This window comes from Actinomyces gerencseriae DSM 6844, assembly GCF_000429265.1.
Taxonomy (GTDB): Bacteria; Actinomycetota; Actinomycetes; order Actinomycetales; family Actinomycetaceae; genus Actinomyces; species Actinomyces gerencseriae.
On record NZ_KE386871.1, the window covers coordinates 128148 to 151916 of the forward strand.

Genomic DNA, 23769 nt, shown 5'->3' on the forward strand with positions numbered 1-23769 from the left:
GAGTCACACGGAGGGTGGTTACCCGGTCAGTGGATTACGTCACCGCGAAACCAATCGCGGTGACGGCGGTCGCAAACGTGCCACCACCGACGAATCCCGTCCAGAAACCGGGCGCCTCCATGGGCTCGAGCTCCTGCATGCCCGGCTCCAGCTTCTGCATCTCCTTGTTCATGTCTCCCCCTCTCCATCAACTCGAAAGGTCACCTACCCATCGGCGCGTTACCGATGAGTACCGGTACGGCTCCATCGGAACCGTACTCAGCTTGTGGGAGTGCCTGTCGGTCCTCCGTTCTGCTCGCCAGCGCTACGGCGGCGAACAGGTCATCTGACGTGAGCCCGTACAGCATCGGAAGGCCGGCGCCCCATCGACGCATGGAACGATGCACGACGCGCGCGCCCTCCTCGGGACTCATCAGTGGCGGAATCTCCACACACCATTGCTCCATAAGCTGCGCGAACCCCTGGCTCGGTGCATCGCTCACGCTCGCGCTCGTAGCAGCACAGACGCGAGACCAGAACTGGCGCAGTCCGCGACTGCTGCCCCAGGCCTCCCGCCCGCGCATCATCTGCTCGAAAACCGCAGGGAGGAGCGGCGCGATGGCCTGGGTTCTGCGGGCACCGATCACGGAGCTGATCTCCGTCGCGACATACCAGGCTTTGCCGCTGTAGCGGCTCCGACGGAACGAAAGCAGCGCCATGTGGGTCAGACCGTTCAACTCCGCGAGTTCCAACCGGGTGTCTGCGGACACGGGGCCCGCTGCTCGCTGGGCCGCGATCTCGTCACCGAGCTGCACGATCCGTTCGGTCAACGACAGCGCGAGGTGGTCTTCGAGACGATGATCGGCGAGCTCTCCCGACAGGACTGCGGTCAGGCGGAGAAGCCCTTCAACCACCGCCTCTTGAACGAGATATCCGGGCAGCGTCTTTGTGGCACCAGCGTCGTAGACCGCAAGGTCGGGCCGAAACGCCTCACCCGCTAAGAGCCGACGCCCGTCCTCCCCGTCGACGCATGCACTCGAACTGAGCTCGGCGCCGTCCACGAGGAGCAGCACGATGCTCCGCTCCGGGCACCACCCGTCCAAGGACATTATGCCAAGCGCGACCTCCGTCGGAGAAGACCAGGCGAATCTCATCAGGCGGTCTCCTTCTGCTCGTACCAGGCCGTGAGGCCCCGTCGAATCGCCCCGAACATCTCTGCGATGTCGGAGACCGTGCAGAGATGGCCCGGTACTATCTGGATGCCATGGAGCCCCGGATGGACGACGACGACCTGGAGCCCGGTCCTCATCGCACGGACACGGCGGGCCGCGCCCTGCGCCACCGAGTCTTCTTCCCCGCCGACCAGGACCTGCCCTTCCTCATGACGCACTTCTCCATCGACCCGCGCCCGTCGGACACCACCCACCCCGGCGGCGTGCGCCGCATCGCGTCGGTGCGCCTGCCGGTGCCCGAGAACAAGCGCCGACTCGTGCGAAGCCTGTGCGAGGACGACGCCCTCGTCCTGACCCCGCCCGGCACGACCATGCGCGTGACCTTCGACGACGGGACCAGTCCGGAGAGCTGAGCACAACCGCCTTCCCGCGCCACCGCGGGCGACGGGAGCCCCGTGGTGGCGCGGTGGTCATCAGTGCGGGCCCCGGTCGGCCAACCGCTCCCCGGCGCTCAGCAGACGCCGCTCGACGGCGAAGACCTCGCCGTCGGCGCTCCCATTCGGACGCGGGCCGCGCGGGTCCCCATAGGTGCGCCCCAGACCGCGTTCGTCCCAGGGCTCCCAACCGGGGCCACCGGTGAGGATGAAGCGCGCCCAGTCGCCGTGCACCGCGTCGGCCAGCGCCTGGGGCGGCGCCGTCCGCAGGGTGTGATCGCAGTAGGGGTGGGCGAGGCAGTCGAAGGCGAAAGGCACCTCGAAGCAGTGCGTCGACCGCCCCGTGGCGGGCGACTCCCACGCGAACCGGCTCACCCAGGTGGCCGCCGAGCCGACGGACTCGTGCCGGGCCCGGGCCCAGTCCAGGAGCGGGGTGTGGAACATGGTGTCGGAGACGAGGTTGCCGAGGTAGAGATGCTCACCCCCGGACAGCTCGGGGTGGGCGGCCACGTAGTCCGAGGCGAGCCCGGCATCCAGACCGGCCTCCTCCATCACCTCCACCGCGGTGAGCCCGCCCATCTCCTCGACCAGCCCGAAGGACAGGTCGATGAACTCGTGCGTGGTGCTCATGACCAGCAGCGGAATATCGCCGCCGTCGCCTCGGGCGAGCGCCTCGCGCACGGGCAGGGGCAGGAGCTCGTCGTCGACCGTGGGGCCGTAGGTGATCCCCGTGTCCGGGCCGGGGACGACCGCGGCCCGGATGCGCTCCGCGAGCGGAATGGGGGCGGCCTGCTCGGCGCGGCGCCTCTCGAAGTCGGCGGTGACGGCGAAAACACGATCGTAGTCCAGTGCCCGCCAGCCCTCCAGGTTCGCCCCGACGCCGGCGAAGCCCGCCATCTCGCGGGCCGTGGACCGGGCGAGGTCGATCGGGATGTCGGTGACGGCACCCGACTCGCTGATCGCCCGGTGGAACAGGCCTCGAGCACGGGGACAGGCCATGAGGGCCAGGACATTGCCGCCCCCGGCGCTCTGGCCGCCGATGGTCACATCGCCCGGGTCTCCCCCGAAGGCCGCGATGTTGTCCCGCACCCACTCCAGGGCCGCGAGCTGATCGAGCAGTCCGCGGTTGACGGGGGCGTCGGAGCCGGCCACCCAGCCGTACCCGTCGAAGCCCAGGCGGTAGGACATGACCACGGTGACCGCGCCGTCCCGGTTGAAGGCGGCGCCGTCGTACCAGGGGCTCGCCTGACAGCCCGAGGCCCATCCACCGCCGTGGATCCACACGTAGACCGGCAGCCCGGCGCGCTCCTGCCCGGGGACCGGTGTGAAGACGTTGAGGTTGAGCATGTCGTCGCCCGGCACCGAGGGCTCGGGGATGGCGGGGTCCTCGAAGATCGAGCCGCGCTGCGGTGTCGGACCGGGCAGCGCGGCGCTCCGCTCCTCCCCCCACCGCGCGCGGGGCACGGGCGCCATGAATCGGCGCCGACCCACCGGGGCCTCGGCGTAGGGGATGCCGTAGAAGGCCGCCGACCGCTCGAAGCGGGCGCGGAGGCGGGCGCCGGGAGCGGAGACGATCCGTCGCCACACCCCGCGCACCGGGCCGCAGGGGGCGTCGATACGGGGACCGGGGCCGTCGACGGGGACGGCGATCGGCGTGGCCGAGGCACTGCGGGCTCCACCGGCATCGGGGCGATCGGCGCCATCGGCATCACGTCCGGCATCAATGCCGTCGGTCGAGCGCACGGCGTCCGCATCCTGCTGCATGCGCTCATCCTGCCCCACCATGGGCGCCGGTGCGAGATCAGCTCCCCAGGGCCTCCAGAGCCAGGCTCGGCACATCGGTGATGACGGCGTCCACGTTGAGCGCAGCCAGACGGACCATCTCCTCGGGGTCGTCGATCGTCCACACGTGCACCTCGAGTCCCGCGGCGTGCGCCTGCGCCACGAAGCGCCGCGTCACCACCGGCACGCCGCGGTACGCCGGCGGCACCTGCACGGCATCCACCCTCCCCCGCGTCCAGCCCCAGCGCGTGTGCGGCAATGGCAGGGCCGCCTCGCTGAGCAGCATGAGGCCAGCGACATCGATTCCTCCCAGCGAGGTCGTCGCCCGCGGCTCCTGACGGCGCAGCATCGCCAGACGGCGCGCGGAGAAAGAGGCGAAGCGCACCCGGGCGAGGGCGTCGGCCGCCCGAACCGCCTGCAGGGCGGGTTGCACCACGGCGGGCTCCTTGAGGTCCACATTGAGCGAGAGTCCCGGGTGGACGGCCAGGACCTCGTCGAGCCGCGCAAAACCGTGACCGTCGCCCGCGTCGAGCATGGCGACCTCATCCGAGGACATGTCGGACAGGGGCCGCTCCTCGCCGCTGAGCCGACCCGGATCGGGGTCGTGGGACAGCACCACGACGTCATCGGCGGTCACCCGCAGATCGGTCTCCATCCAGTCCAGCCCGAGCGCCACGACATGCTCGACGGCGCTCCAGGTGTTCTCCGGGACCTCCCGGGCTCCTCCGCGATGCGCGATCACGGCGCAGTGCCGCCCGGGCCTCATCGCTCTCCCTCGCAACCGGGCCTCATCGTTCAGGATCAGGAGCAGTCCGTGGACAGCTCGACGGCATGGTGGTCCTCGAGCCACTTCTGGGGCTCGACCGTGGATTCATCGGCCGTGTCGTTCTTCGTGCGCACCTCGAAGTGCATGTGAGAACCGGAGGAGCGCCCGGTGTTGCCGACGCCGGCGATGAGCTGCCCGGCCGTGACCGTGTCCCCCACCTTGACGTAGATGCCGTCCTCGTACATGTGCATGTAGCTCGTGTACCAGGTCTGGCCGTCGATCTGGTGCTCGATGGTGACGGTGCCGGTGCCCTCGTCCATGCCCGCGAACACGACCTTCCCCGCCGCCGCGGCGTAGATGGGCGTGCCGACGGGGGCGGCGAAGTCCTGGCCGGCGTGCAGTTTCATGTAGCCCAGGGTGGGGTGCAGACGGTAGCCGTAGGGGGAGGAAATGGTGTAGGTGCCCGAGACCATCGGGTAGAAGATCTCCGGGGCCTTGTTGAACGCACTGGTGTCGCCCGAGGCCCCGCCCGCCTGCGGCGCGCAGGTCACCGCAGCATTGTCATAGGCCTCGCGGATACGGGTCAGGGTCGCGGCATCGGGGACGTTGGACAGCTCGGAGTCGGAGGGGGAGTCCACGTCGGCATCCGAACCGAGTACGGCGGCGGCCACCGAGGACGGCGGGGCACTCGCCTCCGGGGCCGGGGCGGCCTCCTGAGAGGTCAGTGCCGCGGACGCCAGGGGACTGGCCGTCACGTAGCCGGTGATCGGAGCGATGACGGTCACGAGTCCCAGCACGGTCAGCACGCTGATGCGGCCCGCCCAGCCGGCCCCGGTCCTGGGGCGGGCGGTGGGAGCGACGATGCGCTCGTCGCCCTCCTCCGACGAGAGCGGCTCCGTCTCCGCGGACGCGCGGTCGTGCTGGGAGAGGTCGTGCTGGGACCGGGGCGGAGCGGTGACGGTGATAGGGGCGCCTGCGTCGTGGGCATCGTGCGCGGGCGCCGCGATCGCGTGCGGGGCCCCCACCGCCCGTTCGGGCCCGGCGAGCGCCCCGGGCCCCGGCTCGAAACCGGAAGTCGGACGGGACGCGGCAGCCGGCCCCGACGCGGGAGCCGGTCCGGACGCGGGAGCCGGCCCCGACGCGGGAGCCGGAATCCGCTCAGGGCCCGCCCCCGGCCGCCCGCCGCCCCCGGTTCTCGCACGGGCTCTGGCTCCGGTTCTCAAGGAGCGCCGGCGCCGGGCGCCGGACCTCGACGCCGTTCGTCCAGCCGCGGACTCCGGTGAGGCGATGATGTCGTCCCACGCGGTGACTCCGGCGGGCGGTGCGACGGGCGCGGGCGCGCCGGGCAGCGGCCCCGGGGCACGGGCGCCCTCAGGCGGCCGGGTCGGGCGGGCGGGGGACACCGGGAGCGGGCCCGTGGGAACGATCGACTGCGTGAGGGCGCCGGGCGGGGACTCGGCCCACGGCGAAGCCGCCGATACCGAGGGCCCTGAGGATCCTGAGAACGCCGCGGACCCCGAGGGATCCGAGGAAGCGGATGCCGGCGGCGCTGCGGCCGCGCGCCTGGTGCGCCCCGTCGCCTGGGCGGCCTGCGAGACCGTGGCAGCCGGAGCGGCCTCGGGCCTCCGACCGGTACGCGCCCCGGTGGCGCCCCGCGACGCGGGTCTCGTGGTCCGTGCATGCGCGCCCGCGCGTGCCGCGGCGCGCGCACGCGACTGCCCGCGGTCATCGACCCGGGTCGCCATCGGAGAATCCGTCTCACGCTGCGCTTGTGCGGCACGCTCAGCCTCACGGCGCTGACGCCGTGTCATCGACTGCTCGCTCATGTCCACCTTGGCACTTTAACACCCGGGACGTGCGCAATCCGGTGGACCTGAGCACACTCGCGCGAGTACACCACACGTCGTCCGGCCGGCTCCGCCGACACGCCGACCCCCGTGTCAGAACCGCCACCGGCCGCTGTCAGCCGCTATCGGCCGCAGTCAGCCGCGCTGCATGGCGTCATTGACCTCGCCGACCAGCTCCTCGAGGATGTCCTCGAGGAAGACGACGCCGACGGTGGTGCCGTCGACGTCCTCCACACGCCCCAGGTGGGCGCCGGTCCGCTGCATGGCTGCGAGGACGGATTCGACCTCGTCGCCCGCATGCACGGGGACGAGCGCACGGGCGTGCCAGGCCGGCACCGATTCGCCGCGCTGGGCGCCGGTGGCGTACAGGACGTCCTTGAAGTGAAGGTAGCCGGTGATGGCGGTGGAGCCACAAGAGCTGTCGCGAGGTCCACCGCGCCGGTCCTCGTCCTCATCGGCATCGGCGGCCTCATGGCCCCCGCCGGCGACCAGCGGGAAGCGGGAGAAGCCCGTGACGGCGACGGCCTGCTCGACGTCCTCGGGCGTGCAGTCCTCCGGCAGGGTGGTCAGCGCATCCAGGGGCACCATGACGCTGCCCGCGGTCTCCTCGGAGAACTCCAGGGCACCGGCGAGCAGACCCGTGTCATCCTCCAGGACGCCCTCGGCCGTGGAGCGCTCGACGATCGAGGCGACCTCGGCGGCGTTGAAGGCGGCCGAGACCTCCTCCCTGGTCTCCAGGCCCATGAGGTGCAGCACCCGGTTGGCGAAGCCGTTCAGCACGGTGATGACGGGGCCGAAGACGCGCGAGACCCGCACCAGGGGCGGGGCGAGCAGCCGCACCGCCTTCTCGGGGGCGGAGATCGACATGTTCTTGGGCACCATCTCACCCGCGACGACATGGACGTAGACGACCAGGACCAGGGCGATGACGACGGCCACGGGGTGCGCCCCGCCCCGACCGATCCCGAGACTGATCAGCAGCGGCGTCAGCGCGTGCGCGATGGCGGGCTCGGCGACGACGCCCAGGCCCGTCGAGCACACGGTGACGCCGAGCTGGGCGGTGGCGAGCATCCGTGAGATGTGCCGGAGCGCCCACAGCGCGGTGGCGGCCCTGGCGTCCCCGGCCTCGGCGAGGGGCTCGAGCTGGGAGCGGCGGGAGGAGGTGACGGCGAACTCGGCTCCGACGAAGAAGGCGTTGCCCGCCAGCAGCGCCACGGTGACGGCCAGCGCGACGGGGGCGCTCATCGGACGATCCCCGTCGCGCCGTCGCGCCCGGGGCCGGGCTCCTCGCCGTCGTCCACGGCACCGGCCTCGCCGGGGTCCGCGACGGGGCGCACCCGCAGGCGGGTGACGCGCCGGCCCTCCATGGCCTCCACGGTCAGCGCGGCCCGCGGCGTGGTCACCGTGTCGCCGATCCGCGGGAGGCGACCGAGCTCGGTCATGACCAGGCCGGCGAGGGTCTCGTAGGGACCGTCGTCGGGCACGTGCAGGTCGGTGCGCGAGGCGAGCTCGTCGGGGCGCGTCCATCCGGGCACGAGCCAGTCGCCGGAGGCGACCGAGCGCGCCCCGACCCGACGCCGGTCGTGCTCGTCGGCGACATCGCCGACGATCTCCTCGATGGCGTCCTCGAGAGTGACCACGCCCGCGGTGCCCCCGTACTCATCGACGACGACCGCCATCTGGGATCCCTGGTTCCGCAGCTCGACCAGCAGGCTCGCCAGCGGCATGGTCTCGGGCACGCGCGGGGCCGGGGTCATGAGGGAGGAGGAGGTCACGGGCACGCTCGCCCGTCGCTCGTAGGGCACGGCGATGACGCGGCGCAGGTGAACGATGCCGAGGACATCGTCGGCGCCCTCCCCGATGACGGGGAAGCGGGAGTGGCCGGTGGTGCGGGCCAGGGCCACGACGGCGTCGGCGGTGTCCGCCTCGTCCAGGACGTGGAGACGGCCCCGGTCGGTCATGACGTCGACGGCGGTCAGCGCCCCCAGCCCGATCGAGCGGGTGAGCAGAGTGGCGGTCGACGGGTCGAGGGAGCCCTCCTCCGCGCTGTGACGGACGAGGGCGGCGAGCTCGCCGGCGGACCGGGTGCCGCTGATCTCCTCGGCCGGCTCGATGCCCATGCGGTGCAGGACCAGGTTGGCGGTGTTGTTGAGCAGGAGGATGACGGGCTTGAGCACGACCGTGAAGGCCATGAGGAGGGGCGCGACGAAACCGGCCGTGCGCATGGGGTCGGCCAGGGTCGCGTTCTTGGGGATGAGCTCGCCGAAGACCATGGAGAAGGCGTTGACGACCACCAGGGCGATGACGACGGCGGCGCCGGTGGCCGCGGACTGCGCCAGCCAGGTGCTCATGAGCTCGCCGAGGAGCCTGGCCAGAGCGTCCTGCATGGTGTACCCCAGCAGGATGGTGGTCAGGGTGATGCCCACCTGCGCGCCGGACAGGAGCGTGGACAGGCGCCCCAGGGCCCTGCGGACCGTGGCGGCGCGCCCGTCCCCCTCGGCGGCGCGGGTCTCGACGGTGGACGGGTCCAGGGCGACCAGGGAGAACTCGCCGGAGACGAACAGGGCCGTGCCCGCGGTCAGCAGGAGGCCCAGCGCGATCATGAGCCAGTCGGTCACGCGGCACCGCCCGCGGTCGGCGATGCGCCGGACGGGGCGGGAGCCGGGGTCCGTGAACGCGCGGGGTGAGGGTGGTCAGGTTCCGGATGGTGGCGGGGGACGCGTCCGCGGGCCCGCCGGAATGCCGATCGCATAGTGCTCGCACGCTATCACCGGGGAGCGGGGGCACGAAGGGGAGGCTCACGCCGGCCTCCTCCTCCCCTTCGCCGAGATCGGTCCGGCTCCGCACCGAGATCGGTTCGGCTCCGCACCGGTTGACAAGGCTCGCATCCTTGACGTGAGGGATGCCCATGCGCAGGAGGACGAGCCGTGAGTACTGCTGTCGCACCGCCGCGCGACGTCATCAAGCACTTCGCCCGGACGAGCTCGAGGCTCGCAAGAGGATCATCGTCAGCGAGCTCGAACGCCGTTTCGGCAGTCTGGATGCGGCCCTCGCCCAGGAGTACACGGGTAGCCACCCGTCGGAGGATCTGCGTCTTTTCGGCGCCTACCACGACGTGATGCTCCTGCTCGGCGAATGATCGAGAGCATCGACGAGCAGACTCGCCGCTTCGCGTCGGGGCTGACTCGGGCAGTCCGAATGATCACCTCCGACGCTCCGGAGTTCCAGGTGAGCATTGCCGGCCACGACTCCTGGTCGGCCACCGTTCGTCCCGAGGACGATGCCGCTGTCGCCCCGACGGCGGGTGACCGGCGTCTACTCGATCTCACGGTCTCATACGTCCTCAACGGTCTCGGGTGGACCGCCACCCCGCCGGAGAGCCACGAACCGCCCTCGGGCCGGCCTCCCTGGATTGCCCGCCACTGACCGCACGAGATCACCCGGTCGTCGAAGAGCGCGCGCCCATTGGCCGTGCGCGTCGCCGGCGCCCCGCCACCCGCCGCGTGCGGGGCCGGCGCCCCGGTCGCGATCCGAAAGGCGCTGCGACGCCCCCGGCCGCCGAGGCCCCTGCCGCGGGGATGTCGAGCGCGGCCCCGGTCCCGAGCGACGCCCCCGGCCGCCGAGGCCCCTGACACGCGCGCCGGTCCGGGGAGCCACTCCCGGCCACCACCGTCACGCGCTCGAAACAAATGTGTCTTTAGTCCCGTGTTCTGCTACCGCGGTGACTGCTCAGCCCGTACGATGACGCGCGACACAGCGGCACCGGTCCTCTCGACGCCGCGGCCCGCCCGCCGCCGATCCCGCGAACGGATGCCGCTGAGACCCCGGGACGAGGAGAAGAGGTACCGTGTCAACGCTGGACGGCACCGCCGCAGGCTTCGGAGCCAACGAGTGGATGGTGGAGGAGATGCGCGACGCCTGGCTCGCCGATCCCTCCTCGGTGACTCCGCAGTGGCGGACTCTGTTCGAGGGCTCCGGCGCCTCCGAGCCCTCCGAGGACGCTGCCGACCCCGCCGGCTCCACGACGACGCCCGACCCGCGGGCAGTCGCGGGCACGACCGAGGCCCCCCGCACGGGCACCGCGACCCCGCCCCACCGCCAGCCGCCGGCCGTCCAGGACGTGACCCGCTCCGACCTGCCGCCCGCACCGCCCTCGGACGCAGCCCCGCCGACGTCGCCCTACGCCCGGCGCACGGAGCACCGGCGCACCGGCGCGCCGGAGGACGGCTCCGGACGGGACACCGACTCGCGCATGAGGGGAGCCGCCGCCCGCACCGCCCGGAACATGGAGGCCTCGCTGTCGATCCCGACCGCCACCTCCGCGCGCGACATCCCCGCCAAGGTCCTCATCGAGAACCGCGCCGTCATCAACGGCCACCTCCTCCACACCCACGGCGGCAGGGTCTCCTTCACCCACCTCATCGGGTGGGCCGTCGTCGAGGCCCTGACCGAGATGCCCTCCATGAACGTCTCGTACACCACCGACGACGCCGGCAGGCCCACTCTCCACGCGCCCGCCCACGTCGCCTTCGGCCTGGCCATCGACGTGCCCGCCCCCGACGGCGAGCGGCGTCTGCTGGTGCCCTCCATCAAGAAGGCGGATCTCATGGACGCCGCCGGCTTCGTCGCCGCCTACGAGACCCTGGTCGCCAGGGCGCGCGAGGGCCGGCTCGAGGTGGACGACTTCCGCGGCACCACCGTGACCCTGACCAACCCCGGCATGATCGGCACCCTCCACTCGGTGCCGCGTCTCATGCCCGGCCAGGGCCTCATCGTGGGAGTGGGCTCCATGTCCTACCCGGCCGCCTTCGCCGGCGCCAGCGAGAAGACCCTGGCCCGCCAGGGAGTCGGCAAGGTCGTCACCCTGACCTCCACCTACGACCACCGCGTCATCCAGGGGGCCGCCTCCGGCGAGTTCCTGCGGACCGTCGAGCGCAAGCTGCTCGGCCTGGACGGCTTCTGGGAGCGGATCTTCGGATCCCTGCGCATCCCTCACGAGCCGGTCGTCTGGGCCCGCGACACCACCTACGACCCCGAGCTGGAGACCGGCAAGCCCGCGCGCGTGGCCGAGCTCATCCACGCCTTCCGGCAGCGCGGCCACCTGGCGGCGGACACCGACCCGCTGACCCACCGCCTGCGCCGCCACCCGGACCTGGACCTGTCCTCCTACGGGCTGAGCCTGTGGGACCTGGACCGCACCTTCCCGACGGGCGGCCTGGCCGGCACCGAGCGCGCCACCCTGCGCGAGATCCTCGCGCGTCTTCGCCGGGCCTACTGCCGCACCGCCGGAATCGAGTACATGCACATCCAGGACCCCGCCCAGCGCGCCTGGTGGCAGGAGCGCCTCGAGGGCGAGTGGATGGCGATCACCCCGGACGAGCGCCGGCGGATCCTGACCAAGCTGGGGCAGGCCGAGGCCTTCGAGACCTTCCTGCAGACCAAGTACGTGGGTCAGAAGCGCTTCAGCCTGGAGGGCGGGGAGTCCCTCATCGTGGCTCTCGACCGGCTGCTGGACGCGGCCGCCCACGACGGTCTGGACGAGGTCGTCATCGGCATGACCCACCGCGGCCGTCTCAACGTCCTGACCAACATCGCGGGGAAGTCCTACGCTCAGGTCTTCGACGAGTTCGACGGCACCAGCGTCATCGAGGGCGCCGGCACCGGGGACGTCAAGTACCACCTGGGCACCGACGGCGTGTTCACCGGCACCGACGGCGTGAGCACGCGCGTGTCCCTGGCGGCCAACCCCTCCCACCTGGAGACGGTCGACGGCGTGGTCGAGGGGATCGTGCGCGCCAAGCAGGACCGCATCGGCCTGGGCGAGAGGGGCTACACGGTACTGCCCGTCCTGGTCCACGGCGACGCCGCCTTCGCCGGGCAGGGCGTGGTCTACGAGACGCTCAACATGAGTCAGCTGCCCGCCTACCGCACCGGCGGCACCGTGCACATCATCGTCAACAACCAGATCGGCTTCACCACCGGAGCCGCGTCGGCCCGCTCGACCACCTACGCCACGGACCTGGCCAAGGGCCTGCAGGTGCCGATCTTCCACGTCAACGCCAATGACCCCGAGACGGTCGCCCGCGCCGCCCACCGCGCCTACGAGTACCGGGCGGCCTTCCACAAGGACGTCATCATCGACCTCATCTGCTACCGGCGCCGCGGTCACAACGAGGGGGACGACCCCTCGATGACGCAGCCGGTCATGTACCGGCTCATCGACTCCCTGCCGTCGACTCGCGCGGTCTACACCGCGGACCTGGTGGGGCGCGAGGACATCACGGCCGAGGACGCCCGAAGGATCGAGAGCGAGTTCCACGACGAGCTGGAGCGGATCCTCACCGAGACCCGCGCCGCCCACGGGCGGACGGCCGGCACCGGCCGAGTCCCCTCCGACGAGGCGTTCGACGCCACCGATCCCACCAAGGTCGGGCTGCAGCCCACCAGTCTGGAGGTGCCCGCCTCCCAGCGAGCCGGCCAGGGCATGATGATCGGCTGGACGAGCGCGGTCCCGCGCCACGTCGTCGAACGGATCGGCGACGCGCAGACCGCCTACCCGGAAGGGTTCGCGGTCCACCCCAAGCTGGAGACGATGCTCTCCAGGCGCCGGCGCGCCAGCCGCTCCGGCGGCATCGACTGGGGCCTGGGCGAGCTCATCGCGCTCGGCTCCCTCCTCATGGAGGGCGTGCCGGTGCGCATGGTCGGAGAGGACGCCCGTCGCGCCACCTTCGCCCAGCGCCATGCCGTCCTGCACGACCACGCCTCCGGCGAGGAGTGGACGCCGCTGAGCTTCCTCACCCCGGACCAGGCGCCCCTGGAGATCTACGACTCCCTGCTCAGCGAGTACGCGGCCCTGGCCTTCGAGTATGGCTACTCGGTGGAGCGCCCCGAGGGGCTGACGATCTGGGAGGCCCAGTTCGGCGACTTCGCCAACGGCGCCCAGAGCGTCATCGACGAGTACGTCGCCTCCGCGGGCCAGAAGTGGGGCCAGCGCTCCGGGCTGGTCATGCTCCTGCCCCACGGTCAGGAGGGCCAGGGCCCGGACCACTCCTCGGCCCGTATCGAGCGCTACCTGCAGATGTGCGCCCAGGGGAACATGCGGGTGGTCATGCCCTCGACACCCGCCAACCACTGCCATCTGCTGCGCGAGCACGCCTACATCCGTCCGCGCCGCCCGCTCATCGTGCTCACCCCCAAGCAGCTGCTGCGGCTCAAGGCCGCGACCTCCCCGGTGGAGGACATCACCTCGGGGTCCTTCCGACCGGTCATCGGCGAGGTCGATGAGCGGATCGCCACGGGCGAGGGCGTCGACCGCGTCCTGCTGTGCTCGGGCCGGGTGTCCTACGCGCTGGCCGAGGAACGGGCCGAGCGGGGCGACGCCTCGACCGCCATCATCCGCCTCGAGCAGCTCTACCCGCTTCCCGAGGCCGAGCTGGCCGACGCACTGGCGCCCTACGCGGGCGCCGAGCTCGTCTTCGTCCAGGACGAGGCCGCGAACCAGGGGGTGTGGCCGTGGCTCGCCCTGCACGCACCCGCTTCGATCACCGGTTCCGGACGACTGCGGCTCGTCTCCCCTCCCGAGGCGGCCTCCCCGGCCGTCGGCGGCGTCGGCGCCTACCGGGCCCAGCAGGCGGCGCTCATGGCGGCGGCGTTCGAACGGTCGTGACCGGGGCTCGCCATCCGGCCGCCATCCGCGCCCGCCGCCTCGGCCGCCCCGCGCCCGGGCCCGGGTCCGTCGTAGCCGCCGTCAAAGCACTCGCTGGTCTCGGCCGCCCCGCGCCCGGACCCGGGGGACGGAGGCCCGCCGGGCGGGCGGGCGCCGGCGCCACCGTCCTCGGGCCGCACCCGGGCCCGGGGCGCGGTAGCGTCGTCTTCACAGGCCACCGCACGACGGCGGACCGCGGTCGCGTCGGCGCCCGGAGACCGACCCGGTCGTCGACGACAGCTAGCGAAGGAGTGACGTGGACGAGACTCGGATCCATTTCATCGGCGACGAGCTCGTGGCCGGCTACGGCGATCCCCGGGCCCTGGGGTGGGCCGGGCGCGTCATGGCGCGCACGCCCCGCGACCTGGACGCCTTCTGGACGACGCTGGCCGTGCCCCGGGAGACGACGGTTCAGCTCGCCGATCGATGGCCCTCCGAGGTGACCCTGCGCTCCACCCACACCGGGCTCAACCGCCTGGTCATCGGGCTGGGGACGGCCGACGTCGGCTCCGGCATCTCGCCCGCTCGCAGCCGGCTGGCCCTGGCCAACATCCTGGACAAGGCGGCGAGTGAGCAGCGATCCTGCTTCGTGGTCGGGCCCCCGCCGCTGCCCGGGGTCAATCCCGATGGGACGGCGGCGCTGTCGCGCGCGGTGACCGAGGTGTGCCATCGGCGCAGAGTTCCCTACGTGGAGACCTTCGAGCCGCTGCGCAACCATGACCAGTGGATGACCGACGTCGCCGCGGGCGACGGCGACCATCCCGGTCAGGCCGGCTACGGGCTGCTCGCCTGGCTGGTGCTGCACCGCGGCTGGTACGAGTGGCTGGGCGTGGAGCAGCCGAGCTGAGCGCGGCGCGGGAGTCCCCCCCTCACCCGGACCGGTCGAGCTCCGCACCGAGACAGCACAGGACCGGTCCCCCGCGGCGGAGCCGGCCGATCTCGATGGATCAGGCGACGGTGTAGACGCGGATGTCGGGGTCGGCCTTGGACAGCGGGGTCAGACCGGGGACGACCTTGGTGGTGAAGAGCTCACTGCTCAGGTAGGCGTTGGCCTGCTCGGGGGTCTCGAAGCCGTGGAGGACCTGGACATCCTCATCGCGGACGAGAAGCTCCTTGGTCCTCGCGCCGGGGACCGTGTCGAGGAACTCCTGCAGGTAGTCGGAGTAGACCTTGGCGCCGGCGGCGCGGTCGTCCGGGTTGATGGTCATGGTGACCTGGAGATATGTCATGATGGCTCCTTCGATATCGGGTGGCGTCTCGGTGCTCGACCGGCTGCCGGTGCGCCACTGCCCGCACCGTAGGATCGGCGCGGCGACCCCGGTAGAGGCTCTTCCCTGATGCCGATATCACGCGAGGTTATACCCCGGGTTGATCCAAGGCGTCGCGCCCGGTGCTCGCCTCCTCGGCATCCGCGCCCCGACCGCGCTCGCCGCTGGTCGCCCCTCCGGAGGCGAGGAGCTCGGCCAGCGCCTCGAGCTCGTCCGCGATCGGCGACGTGCCGTCCCAGGCCGCCTCGTAGGTGATCGTGACGGCCGCACCGTCGGCGTCGACCACGGCGCGCGTGCACGAGTCGGAGGTCGCCTTCGAGCGGGGCAGGAGCGCGCTGCCCAGTCCCATGCCGGCCCAGTCCTCCAGGACCCGGTAGCTGGCGGCCTCCCCCGAGTAGGCCCGAAGCGGTAGCCCGCGGTCGGCGAGCAGACCGCGGGTGAAGGTCGTCAGCCCGCAGGTGTCGGGGACGAGGAGGAGAGTGCGGCGCGCGACCTCGTCGACATCGACGGCGCCGAGAACGCCGGCGCCGTCGGCGCGGTCGGCGCCCCCGCGCCATCGTCTCCCGACTCGACGAGCACGACCGGCTCGTCGCCGATGCCACGATGCCGGTAACGAGTGAGCGGGAGGACGGCGGGGATGACGATGAGGTCGAGCCCGCCGTCGTCGAGGGCCGTGCACAGCTCGGACAAATCGGCCTCATGCAGGACGAGGGAGCTCCCCCCCACGGCCGGGAAGGGCGGCGACGGCGTCCTGGGCGCGGGCGACGACATCCGCGCCGATGAGCGGGGAAACGCCGACGTGCACGGGTCGCGGCCCGGGGGCGCACCAGCGTCGGGCCTCGGCGGTGATGGCGTCGAGCGCTGCCAGCGCGGCATGGCCTCCGCTCGTCGGCACCCGGCGGGTCCCGACGAGGGCGCCTATCGATCCCGACGGGAAGAGGCGGAGAGCAGGGCGAGGCGGGCGCGGGCCTCCATGAGGGCGAAGCCCAGCAGGTTCAGCCCCCGCCATCTGGAGGGCACCTCGACGAACTCCGAGTCCGCCGCCAGGCCGATGCCCCAGATCCGGTCCAACGGGGAGGCCTCCACCAGCACCCGATCGCGCGTGCCGAGCAGATAGTCGCCCAGCGCGGCGTCCGACCCGAACTTACCCAGCGAGGCGTCCACAACGATCTCCCAGCGGTGCGCCGTCCAGGTCTCCTGGTCGAAGCCGGCGACCCGGCGCCCGATCACCCGAGCTCGGGCGGGGCTGGGCTCGGCGAGGATCTCGGCGGCTCGCCCCCGGTCATCGAAAAGCCGGGCCTTGCGCCACATCATGTAGTGCTCCGCGCTGGGGAAGCGCTCGCCGTCGGCCTCGAAGGGGGAGGGCCACCACTGGCTCAAGCATGAACCGTCCAGGCTCCCGTCCGGGCGGGCCCGGGGTTTCCAGAAGTGGAGGTACTCGACTCGGCCCCCGGAGCGCACCACCCGACTCAACTCCTCGACGCAGCGCACGTCCTCGGCCCTCATGCCGCCGATTCTGTCACACGCACCCCCGACGCGCGGTGGCTGACCACCACGCGGGCGATCGGCCACCGCCGTCATCGGACTGCGAGAGCCGACGCCGCGCCCCGGCTCAGGCGTTCGGGCGCTTGCCGTGGTTGGCGCTGCTCTTGGCGCGTGCACGACGCTTACGACCGCGCTTGCTCATGACTGCCTCCTCGTGGATGGACCGCCCCACGAGGGGGCACGGAACACGTCGTATCCTTGCACAGGTCCGCGATTGCAAGCCACCCGCCCGCCCAGTTGCACCGATCACCCGCGCCGGTAGTGGACGGACTGGCTGCGCACCGTCGTCGTGCCGTCGGCGGTCGTCACCGACGTCATCGAGGTCACCGACGTCATCGAGGCCGCCGAGGTCGTCGACCGCATGACCGACAGCCTCCCCAGCACCCGGGCTCGCAGCCCGGGCGGCGCCTGCTCCGCGCAGCGCGACCGCAGGATCTCGCGCAGGTGGGTCTCAGCGTCGGCGATGCGCGAGCAGTGCTCGCAGGTCGCCACGTGCTCGGCCAGGCGAGCGGTCAGGTCGACGTCGCACTCGTGGTCGAGGAAGCGCTCCAGGTGCTCACGGGCCTCCGAGCACGAGCAGGGCTCGTCCTTCTCCTGCGATCCGCCCATCAGCGCCCCTCCTCCCGGGTCGTGGTGTAGCCCAGCTGACGGGCATGATCGGCCAGGAGCTCGCGCAGCTGGCGGCGCCCGCGGTGCAGGCGGGACATGACGGTGCCGATGGGCGTGTCCATGATCTCGGCGATCTCCTTGTAGGAGAAGCCCTCGACATCAGCCAGGTAGACGGCCAGACGCCGGTCCTCGCTCAACTCGGAGAAGGCCGCCTTGATCTCCTCGTCGGGCAGCTCGTCCAGAGCGATGTTCTCCGCGCTGGGCAGCCCGGTGGAGTCGTGGGAGGCGGCCCGATGCAGCTGCCAGTCCTCGACCGCGTCGGCGTCCGACTGGAGCGGCTCGCGCTGCTTCTTGCGATAGGAGTTGATGAAGGTATTGGTCAGGATCCGATACAGCCAGGCCTTGAGGTTCGTGCCCGGACGGTACTGGTGGAAGGAGGCGAAGGCCCTGGCGTAGGCGTCCTGGATCAGGTCCTCGGCGTCGGCGGGGTTGCGCGTCATCCGCATGGCCGCGCCGTAGAGCTGGTCGAGATAGGGCAGGGCGTCGGCCTCGAAGCGCGCAGCGCGCTCCTCCTCGGACTCGTCCTCGGGCGCACGGTCGAGACTGCCGGAGCCGTCGGGGTCGATATCAGTGAGAAGGTCGGTGGCCGCCTCGCCGTTGGCGCGAGGAGCGCCGTCGGGGCGTGGCTCGTCGGTGTCCGTCATCATCCACGAGCCTAGCGCCCCCGAGCGCTCGCGGTCGCCGGCGGAACGGCCCGGGACGCTCCGCACGAGGGCGGAGGGACGTCCCTCCGGTCGATCCGGGAGGGCCGCCCGGCGCCCTCCGGCGGGTGCGCGGTGGCGGCGCGGGGCGGGCGCGCCGCTCGGCGTCGTCCGAGTCGACGCTCCAGTCGACGGTCTCACAGTCACGTTCTGACCAACAGGAGGGCGGCCCGGTTTCATTCCCCGACCCCGGTCCGCGCGAGCACCCGGCATGCCCGCCCGGTGAGCAGGACGATCGGCACCGGGACGCGCTGCGGGAGCCTGGCCGCGGACGCCCCCGTGAGTCAGGATGGTGTCATGAACATTCTGCGCGCCTTCGCCCGTCCGATGCTCGCCACGTCCTTCGTCCTGGACGGAATCGACGCACTCACCCGTCCCGCGCGTCACGTAGAGCGCTTCGAGAAGGTCTCGCCGTTGCTGGAGAGGGCGGGGCTTCCGCCGGTGCTCACCGCGGACGCCCGCATGCTCACCCGGGCCTGCGGCGCGGTGAGCGTCGCAGCGGGTCTGGGACTGGCGACGGGCCGGGCGCCGCGCACCTGCGCAGCCGTGCTGGCGGCCCTCAACGTCCCCTTCACCCTGATCAACAACCCGGTATGGGCGGTCAGCGGCAAGGAGGCGCGCAAGCAGGCCCTGTCGGGGCTGGCCCGCGGCGGCGCGGTCGGCGCCGGGCTCCTGCTGGCCGCCGTCGACCGGGAGGGCCGCCCGTCCCTGGTGTGGCGGATCGAGAGCCACAAGCGGAGGCGGAAAGTGGTCGCCGCGGCCCGGGCGGCGGTGCACGATCACCACATGTGAGATCTGCGATACGCGTCCTCGCGGCCGGGCCCGCGCCCCTCGGTCGGCCGCCGCGCATCCTCACCGCATCCTCACCGCTCGCCCTCCCTCGTCCGCCCGTCTCCTCCAGCGAGCATCGACGCCTGGGACGGAGGTCACACGTTAAGGTGGGCCCATCACGACGACGCAAGCGAAGGACGTGCGCATGAGCGACCAGCCCGATGTCATCTACACCTGGACGGACGAGGCGCCCATGCTGGCGACCCACTCCCTCCTGCCGATCGTCGAGGGCTTCGCCCGCGCCGCGGGCGTGAGCGTCGGCACCGCCGACATCTCGCTGGCGCACCGCATTCTGGCCGCTTTCGACCTGGCCGACGACGACCTGGCCGCGCTCGGGGCGCTGACCCGGTCCCCGAGCGCCACGATCATCAAGCTCCCCAACATCTCCGCCTCCCTGCCCCAGCTCAAGGCAGCGATCCGCGAGCTGCGGGCCCAGGGCGTGGACCTTCCCGACTACCCCGACTCGGTGGTCACCGACGCCGACCGCGATGCGCGCGCCCGCTACGACGCGGTCAAGGGAAGCGCCGTCAACCCGGTCCTGCGCGAGGGCAACTCCGACCGGCGCGCCCCGAGCGCCGTCAAGGCCTACGCCCGCTCCCACCCGCACGCCATGGGCGAGTGGAGCCCGGGCTCCAGGACGCGGGTCGCCACGATGACGACCGGGGACTTCCGCCACAACGAGCGCACCGTCGTCGTCCCCGAGGCGGGCTCGCTGCGGATCAGGCTCGTGCCATCGGACGGCTCGGGGACGCGGGTCCTGCGCGAGTCGCTGCCGGTGACGGCCGGCGAGGTCATCGACGCGACCCGCATGTCCGCCGCCGCGCTGGACTCCTTCCTGACCGGGGCGATGACCGCCGCGAAGAACGACGACGTCCTGCTGTCGGTGCACCTGAAGGCCACCATGATGAAGGTCTCCGACCCCCTCATCTTCGGTCACGCCGTGCGCGCGGCGCTGCCGAGGACCTTCGCCGCCCACGGCGAGACCCTGGCCGCCGCCGGGCTGCGCGCCGAGGACGGACTGGGCTCGATCCTGGCCGGGCTGGACCGGCTGGACGAGGGCGAGGCGATCCGCGCCTCCATCGAGGCCGAGCTGGCGGCCGGGCCGCGCCTGAGCATGGTCGACTCCGACCGCGGCATCACCAACCTGCACGTGCCCAGCGACGTCATCATCGACGCCTCCATGCCCGCGATGATCCGGGCCGGCGGCAAGCTGTGGGACGCCGAGGGCCGCAGGGCCGACACCCTGGCCGTCATCCCGGACTCGTCCTACGCCGGTGTCTACGAGGCCGTCATCGAGGACTGCAAGGAGCACGGCGCCCTGGACCCGCGCACGATGGGCACGGTTCCCAACGTCGGGCTCATGGCCCGCAGGGCCGAGGAGTACGGCAGCCACGACAAGACCTTCCTCATCCCGGTGGCCGGGCGCGTCGAGGTGGTCGCCCTCGAGGGCGCCGGCGCCGAGCCGGGCACGGTGCTGCTGTCGCACGACGTCGAGGCGGGCGACATCTGGCGCGCCTGCCAGACCCAGGACGCGCCCATCCGCGACTGGGTCCACCTGGCGGTCGCGCGGGCCCGGGCCACCGGGGCCCCGGCGATCTTCTGGCTCGACCCCGAGCGCAGCCACGACCGGGTCGTCGCCGGGCTCGTCGAGCGCTACCTGGCCGAGGAGGACGCCGAGGGCCTCGACATCCGCGTCCTCGACCCGGTGGCCGCGACGAGGCTGTCCCTGGAGCGGGCGCGGCGCGGCGAGGACACGATCTCGGTGACCGGCAACGTGCTGCGCGACTACAACACCGACCTGTTCCCGATCCTGGAGGTCGGCACGAGCGCCAAGATGCTGTCGGTGGTGCCGCTGATGAGCGGCGGGGGCCTGTACGAGACGGGCGCGGGAGGCTCCGCGCCCAAGCACGTGCGCCAGCTGCTGGAGGACAACTACCTGCGCTGGGACTCCCTGGGCGAGTTCCTGGCCCTGGCGGAGGCTCTGCGCCACGTGGCGGAGGTCGGGGGCAACGCGCGCGCCGCGGTGCTCGCCGACGCGCTGGACGCCGCCACGACGAGGCTGCTGGAGGACGACCGCTCCCCCGCCAGGCGCCTGGGCGGGATCGACAACCGCGGCTCGCACGCCTGGCTGGCCCTGTACTGGGCCCACGAGCTGGCGGTGCAGGACGCCGACGCCGAGCTGGCGGCGCGCTTCGCGCCGGTGGCCGAGGCGCTGGAGGCCGCGAACGAGGCCGTCCAGGCCGAGCTGGTCGCCGTGCAGGGGAGGCCGGTGGACATCGGCGGCTACTACCGCCCCGACCAGGACAGGACCGACGCCGTCATGCGCCCGTCCACGGCCCTGAACCGCATCATCGACGCGCTGTAGGGCGATCATGCCCTCCTCCCCCGCTCGCGCCGATCGGCGCCCCTGGCCCGTGCCGACCGCCCGCGGTCCCCTCGACGCGACCATCGCCCTGCCGGGCTCGAAGTCCCTGACCGCCCGCGCCCTCCTGCTGGCCGCGGTGGCCGGGGGCCCGACGACGCTCGTCGGCGTCCTGCGCTCGCGCGACACCGATCTCATGCTGGCGGCGCTGACCGCGCTCGGCGCCCGCTTCGAGGAGGTCGGAGGGGATCCGACCCGCCTGCGCGCGCGCCCCGCCCCGCTGCCGCTGCACGTGAGCGCCGGCCCCGACGGCGCAGGGCGCATCGAGGCGGGCCTGGCCGGAACCGTCATGCGCTTCGTCCCCGCGCTCGCGGCCCTGGCCGACGCCCCGGTCGTCCTCGACGGGGACGAGGCGGCCCGGCACCGGCCCATGGCGCCGCTCCTCGACGCGCTGGCGTCCCTGGGGGCGGAGGTCGCCTGCCTCGGCGAGCCGGGACTTCTGCCCGTGCGCGTGGGCCCCGGCGACGGGGCGCTCCTGCGGCGGGCGGATCCCGCCCGTCCCGGCCGGCCGCGCCGGGTGAGCATCGACGCCTCGGGCTCCTCCCAGTTCCTGTCCGCCCTGCTGCTGGTCGGCTCCCTGCTGCCGGACGGACTCGCCGTCGTCGCCACCGGGCGCGTGCCCTCCGCGCCGCACGTCGCCATGACGGTGGCCGCGCTGCGCGAGCGCGGGATCATCGTCGAGGAGCCGGTCGAACCGGACGAGTCAACCGCCCCGACGGCGGGAGCCGCCGAGGACGGGCGCCGCGCCTGGACCGTCCACCCGGGGCGCCCCGCAGGTGGAACGGTGGTCATCGAGCCGGACCTGTCCAACGCCGGCCCCTTCCTGGCGGCGGCGCTCGTCGCGGGCGGCGAGGTGCGCGTCCCGCGCTGGCCGGCGCCGACGGCCCAGGGCGGCGACGCCTGGCGCGAGCTGCTGCCGCGCCTGGGCGGCGTCGTCGAGCTGCGCCCCGAACCCGACGACTCGCGCACCCTGGTCGTCCGCGGGCCAGGCGCGGCGGGCCTGCGGGGCATCGACGCGGACCTGTCCGCCGTCGGGGAGCTCGCGCCCACGGTGGCGGCCCTGGCTGCCCTCGCCGGGGCGCGGGGCCGCACCAGCAGGCTGACCGGCATCGCCCACCTGCGCGGTCACGAGACCGACCGCCTGGCGGCCCTGGCCACCGGGATCCGCCTCCTGGGCGGGGACGCCGAGGAGACCGCCGACGGGCTCGTCATCCGTCCCGCACCGCTGCACGGCGCCGCCCTGCGCTCCTACGCCGACCACCGGATGGCCACCTTCGCCGCCATCGTCGGTCTGGGCGTGGACGGCGTGACCCTCGACGACGTCGGGTGCACCTCCAAGACCCTCCCGGGCTTCCCGGCCCTGTGGGCCGCCATGCTGGGCCGGGGGGGCGGGTCCCGGTGACGCCCCGCCGCGATATCGGCACCGACGACCCCCGGGTTCGGGTCCGCCCCGGCCGGGGCTCGCGCCCGCGCACCAAGCGGCGCCCCCGCCACGCCGACGCGGTCCCGGGCATGGTCACCCGCATCGATCGCGGCCACTACCGCATCCGCCTGGCCGATCCGGCCCTCACCGAGGACGGCGACGGCGACATCACGGCCATGAAGGCGCGCGAGCTGGGGCGCGGCAGGGTCGTCGTCGGGGACCGGGTCGCCGTCGTCGGGGACACCAGCGGCCGCACCGGCACCCTGGCCCGCATGGTGCGCATCGAGGAGCGCCGCACGCTGCTGCGCAGGAGCGCCGAGGACGGTGACGCCGCCGGCTCGCGGAGACCGGTCGTGGCCAACGCCGACCTGCTCGTCGTCGTCACCGCCGTGGCGGACCCCGCCCCGCGTCCCCGCATGATCGACCGCTACCTCGTGGCCGCCTACGACGCCGGCATGGGGCCGCTGCTGGTGCTGACCAAGTCCGACCTGGCCGACGCCTCCGGACTGCTCTCCCTCTACGAACCGCTCGGGGTGCCCTCGGTGGCGACCCGGCTGGGCCCCCGCGGCCACGAGGCCGCCTCGCGGGCGGACGGGGACGGCGTCGATGCCCTGCGCGAGGCGATCGTCGGACGTATCAGCGTCCTCGTAGGGCACTCGGGGGTCGGCAAGTCGACGCTCATCAACGCCCTCGTGCCCGGCGCGGACCGGGTAACCGGTCACGTCAACGAGGTCACCGGCCGGGGGCGTCACACCTCCACCAGTCTCCAGGCCCTGGAGCTGCCGGGCGGCGGCTGGGTCATCGACACCCCCGGCGTGCGGTCCTTCGGGGTCGCGCACGCGAGCTCGTCCGACGTGCTGCGCGGCTTCCCGGACCTGGCCGAGGTCGCGCAGGACTGCCCGCGCGGCTGCACCCACGAGGCGGGCGTCCTCGACTGCGCCCTGGACGAGTGGGCGGTCGGCCGGGCCGGAGCCGGGGAGCCGTCCGCCGGCGCGGAGCCCGGCTCCGCCGAGACCGCCTCGCGCCGCGCCCGGGTGAGCTCCTTCCGCCGTCTGCTGGCCCCCTCCCTGGAGGCCGAGGACCCGACGGCCCGGCCCGGGCGCCGGCGCTGAGCACGCCCGATCCGGGGCGGACTCGACGGCCCGGCCCGGACGCCGGCGCCGTGGGGAACCGGGACGCTCCTCCCGCGGCCATTCATGGACCCCGTGGAACCACGGCTTACAGT

Annotated in this window: 22 protein-coding genes; 9 read left to right on the plus strand and 13 right to left on the minus strand. The window is 72.9% G+C overall.

Annotation, left to right across the window (positions count from 1 at the left end):
* Positions 1 to 34: 34 nt before the first annotated feature.
* Positions 35 to 172, minus strand: a complete 138-nt coding sequence (locus tag G448_RS18440; protein ID WP_169720847.1) for a daptide-type RiPP — start codon at positions 170 to 172, stop codon at positions 35 to 37.
* 28 nt (positions 173 to 200) lie between these two features.
* Entirely contained in the window at positions 201 to 1052 is an 852-nt protein-coding gene (locus G448_RS0110095; RefSeq protein WP_156911011.1) for a hypothetical protein, read from the minus strand.
* 167 nt (positions 1053 to 1219) lie between these two features.
* Here G448_RS0110095 and G448_RS16175 point away from each other — a divergent pair, with 167 nt between their 5' ends.
* Positions 1220 to 1564, plus strand: a complete 345-nt coding sequence (locus G448_RS16175) for a VOC family protein (RefSeq protein ID WP_051268903.1) — start codon at positions 1220 to 1222, stop codon at positions 1562 to 1564.
* Positions 1565 to 1624: 60 nt separating this feature from the next.
* On the opposite strand, the gene G448_RS16180 is transcribed toward G448_RS16175, so the two are convergent.
* The 5 genes from G448_RS16180 to G448_RS16190 form a co-directional block, all read right to left on the minus strand.
* Entirely contained in the window at positions 1625 to 3349 is a 1725-nt protein-coding gene (locus G448_RS16180; protein ID WP_084436643.1) for a carboxylesterase/lipase family protein, read from the minus strand.
* Positions 3350 to 3386: 37 nt separating this feature from the next.
* Complete coding sequence (locus G448_RS0110110) at positions 3387 to 4133, minus strand: glycerophosphodiester phosphodiesterase family protein (protein WP_026407871.1); 747 nt, start codon at positions 4131 to 4133, stop codon at positions 3387 to 3389.
* A 35-nt stretch (positions 4134 to 4168) separates the two neighbouring features.
* On the minus strand, positions 4169 to 5158 hold the full coding sequence (locus G448_RS18845) for a M23 family metallopeptidase (protein WP_245572285.1): 990 nt from the start codon (positions 5156 to 5158) through the stop codon (positions 4169 to 4171).
* Between the two features lie 957 nt (positions 5159 to 6115).
* A complete protein-coding gene (locus G448_RS0110120; RefSeq protein ID WP_026407872.1) occupies positions 6116 to 7225 on the minus strand; it encodes a hemolysin family protein in 1110 nt (369 codons plus the stop codon).
* Positions 7222 to 8598: a hemolysin family protein gene (locus tag G448_RS16190; RefSeq protein WP_245572286.1), complete on the minus strand. Its 1377-nt coding sequence runs from the start codon at positions 8596 to 8598 to the stop codon at positions 7222 to 7224. Before G448_RS16190 ends, G448_RS0110120 begins: the two co-directional genes overlap by 4 nt.
* A 290-nt stretch (positions 8599 to 8888) precedes the next feature.
* Here G448_RS16190 and G448_RS16195 point away from each other — a divergent pair, with 290 nt between their 5' ends.
* From G448_RS16195 to G448_RS0110145, 4 genes are all read left to right on the plus strand, one after another.
* Complete coding sequence (locus G448_RS16195; RefSeq protein ID WP_245572287.1) at positions 8889 to 9119, plus strand: hypothetical protein; 231 nt, start codon at positions 8889 to 8891, stop codon at positions 9117 to 9119.
* On the plus strand, positions 9116 to 9406 hold the full coding sequence (locus G448_RS0110135) for a hypothetical protein (RefSeq protein WP_026407873.1): 291 nt from the start codon (positions 9116 to 9118) through the stop codon (positions 9404 to 9406). The genes G448_RS16195 and G448_RS0110135 overlap by 4 nt, the downstream gene beginning before the upstream one ends.
* A gap of 421 nt (positions 9407 to 9827) precedes the next feature.
* Positions 9828 to 13646: a multifunctional oxoglutarate decarboxylase/oxoglutarate dehydrogenase thiamine pyrophosphate-binding subunit/dihydrolipoyllysine-residue succinyltransferase subunit gene (locus tag G448_RS0110140; RefSeq protein ID WP_026407874.1), complete on the plus strand. Its 3819-nt coding sequence runs from the start codon at positions 9828 to 9830 to the stop codon at positions 13644 to 13646.
* A 295-nt stretch (positions 13647 to 13941) separates the two neighbouring features.
* Entirely contained in the window at positions 13942 to 14532 is a 591-nt protein-coding gene (locus tag G448_RS0110145) for a GDSL-type esterase/lipase family protein (RefSeq protein WP_026407875.1), read from the plus strand.
* 100 nt (positions 14533 to 14632) lie between these two features.
* On the opposite strand, the gene G448_RS0110150 is transcribed toward G448_RS0110145, so the two are convergent.
* The 6 genes from G448_RS0110150 to G448_RS0110175 form a co-directional block, all read right to left on the minus strand.
* The gene (locus G448_RS0110150; protein WP_034495037.1) at positions 14633 to 14914 is read right to left on the minus strand and encodes a hypothetical protein; all 282 of its coding nucleotides are present in this window, start codon (positions 14912 to 14914) and stop codon (positions 14633 to 14635) included.
* A gap of 127 nt (positions 14915 to 15041) precedes the next feature.
* Positions 15042 to 15632, minus strand: coding sequence for a LysR substrate-binding domain-containing protein (locus G448_RS19255; protein ID WP_084436645.1), 591 nt, complete (start codon positions 15630 to 15632; stop codon positions 15042 to 15044).
* Positions 15633 to 15871: 239 nt separating this feature from the next.
* Positions 15872 to 16459 (minus strand): riboflavin biosynthesis intermediates N-glycosidase, encoded by a 588-nt coding sequence (locus G448_RS0110165; RefSeq protein ID WP_034495039.1) that lies wholly within the window; start codon positions 16457 to 16459, stop codon positions 15872 to 15874.
* Between the two features lie 106 nt (positions 16460 to 16565).
* Positions 16566 to 16640 carry a 50S ribosomal protein bL37 gene (locus tag G448_RS19260; protein ID WP_370538935.1) on the minus strand — a complete coding sequence of 25 codons (75 nt, stop codon included), beginning with the start codon at positions 16638 to 16640 and terminating at the stop codon, positions 16566 to 16568.
* Between the two features lie 104 nt (positions 16641 to 16744).
* Positions 16745 to 17107: a mycothiol system anti-sigma-R factor gene (gene rsrA, locus G448_RS0110170; protein WP_026407880.1), complete on the minus strand. Its 363-nt coding sequence runs from the start codon at positions 17105 to 17107 to the stop codon at positions 16745 to 16747.
* Complete coding sequence (locus G448_RS0110175) at positions 17107 to 17814, minus strand: sigma-70 family RNA polymerase sigma factor (RefSeq protein ID WP_026407881.1); 708 nt, start codon at positions 17812 to 17814, stop codon at positions 17107 to 17109. The genes rsrA and G448_RS0110175 overlap by 1 nt, the downstream gene beginning before the upstream one ends.
* A 351-nt stretch (positions 17815 to 18165) precedes the next feature.
* On the opposite strand from G448_RS0110175, the gene G448_RS0110180 reads away from it, so the two are divergent.
* From G448_RS0110180 to rsgA, 4 genes are all read left to right on the plus strand, one after another.
* Complete coding sequence (locus G448_RS0110180) at positions 18166 to 18660, plus strand: DoxX family membrane protein (protein ID WP_026407882.1); 495 nt, start codon at positions 18166 to 18168, stop codon at positions 18658 to 18660.
* A gap of 184 nt (positions 18661 to 18844) precedes the next feature.
* Complete coding sequence (locus G448_RS0110185) at positions 18845 to 21064, plus strand: NADP-dependent isocitrate dehydrogenase (RefSeq protein WP_034495043.1); 2220 nt, start codon at positions 18845 to 18847, stop codon at positions 21062 to 21064.
* Between the two features lie 7 nt (positions 21065 to 21071).
* Entirely contained in the window at positions 21072 to 22523 is a 1452-nt protein-coding gene (aroA, locus tag G448_RS0110190; RefSeq protein ID WP_026407884.1) for a 3-phosphoshikimate 1-carboxyvinyltransferase, read from the plus strand.
* Complete coding sequence (rsgA, locus tag G448_RS0110195; RefSeq protein ID WP_026407885.1) at positions 22520 to 23656, plus strand: ribosome small subunit-dependent GTPase A; 1137 nt, start codon at positions 22520 to 22522, stop codon at positions 23654 to 23656. The genes aroA and rsgA overlap by 4 nt, the downstream gene beginning before the upstream one ends.
* The last annotated feature ends 113 nt before the right edge of the window (positions 23657 to 23769 follow it).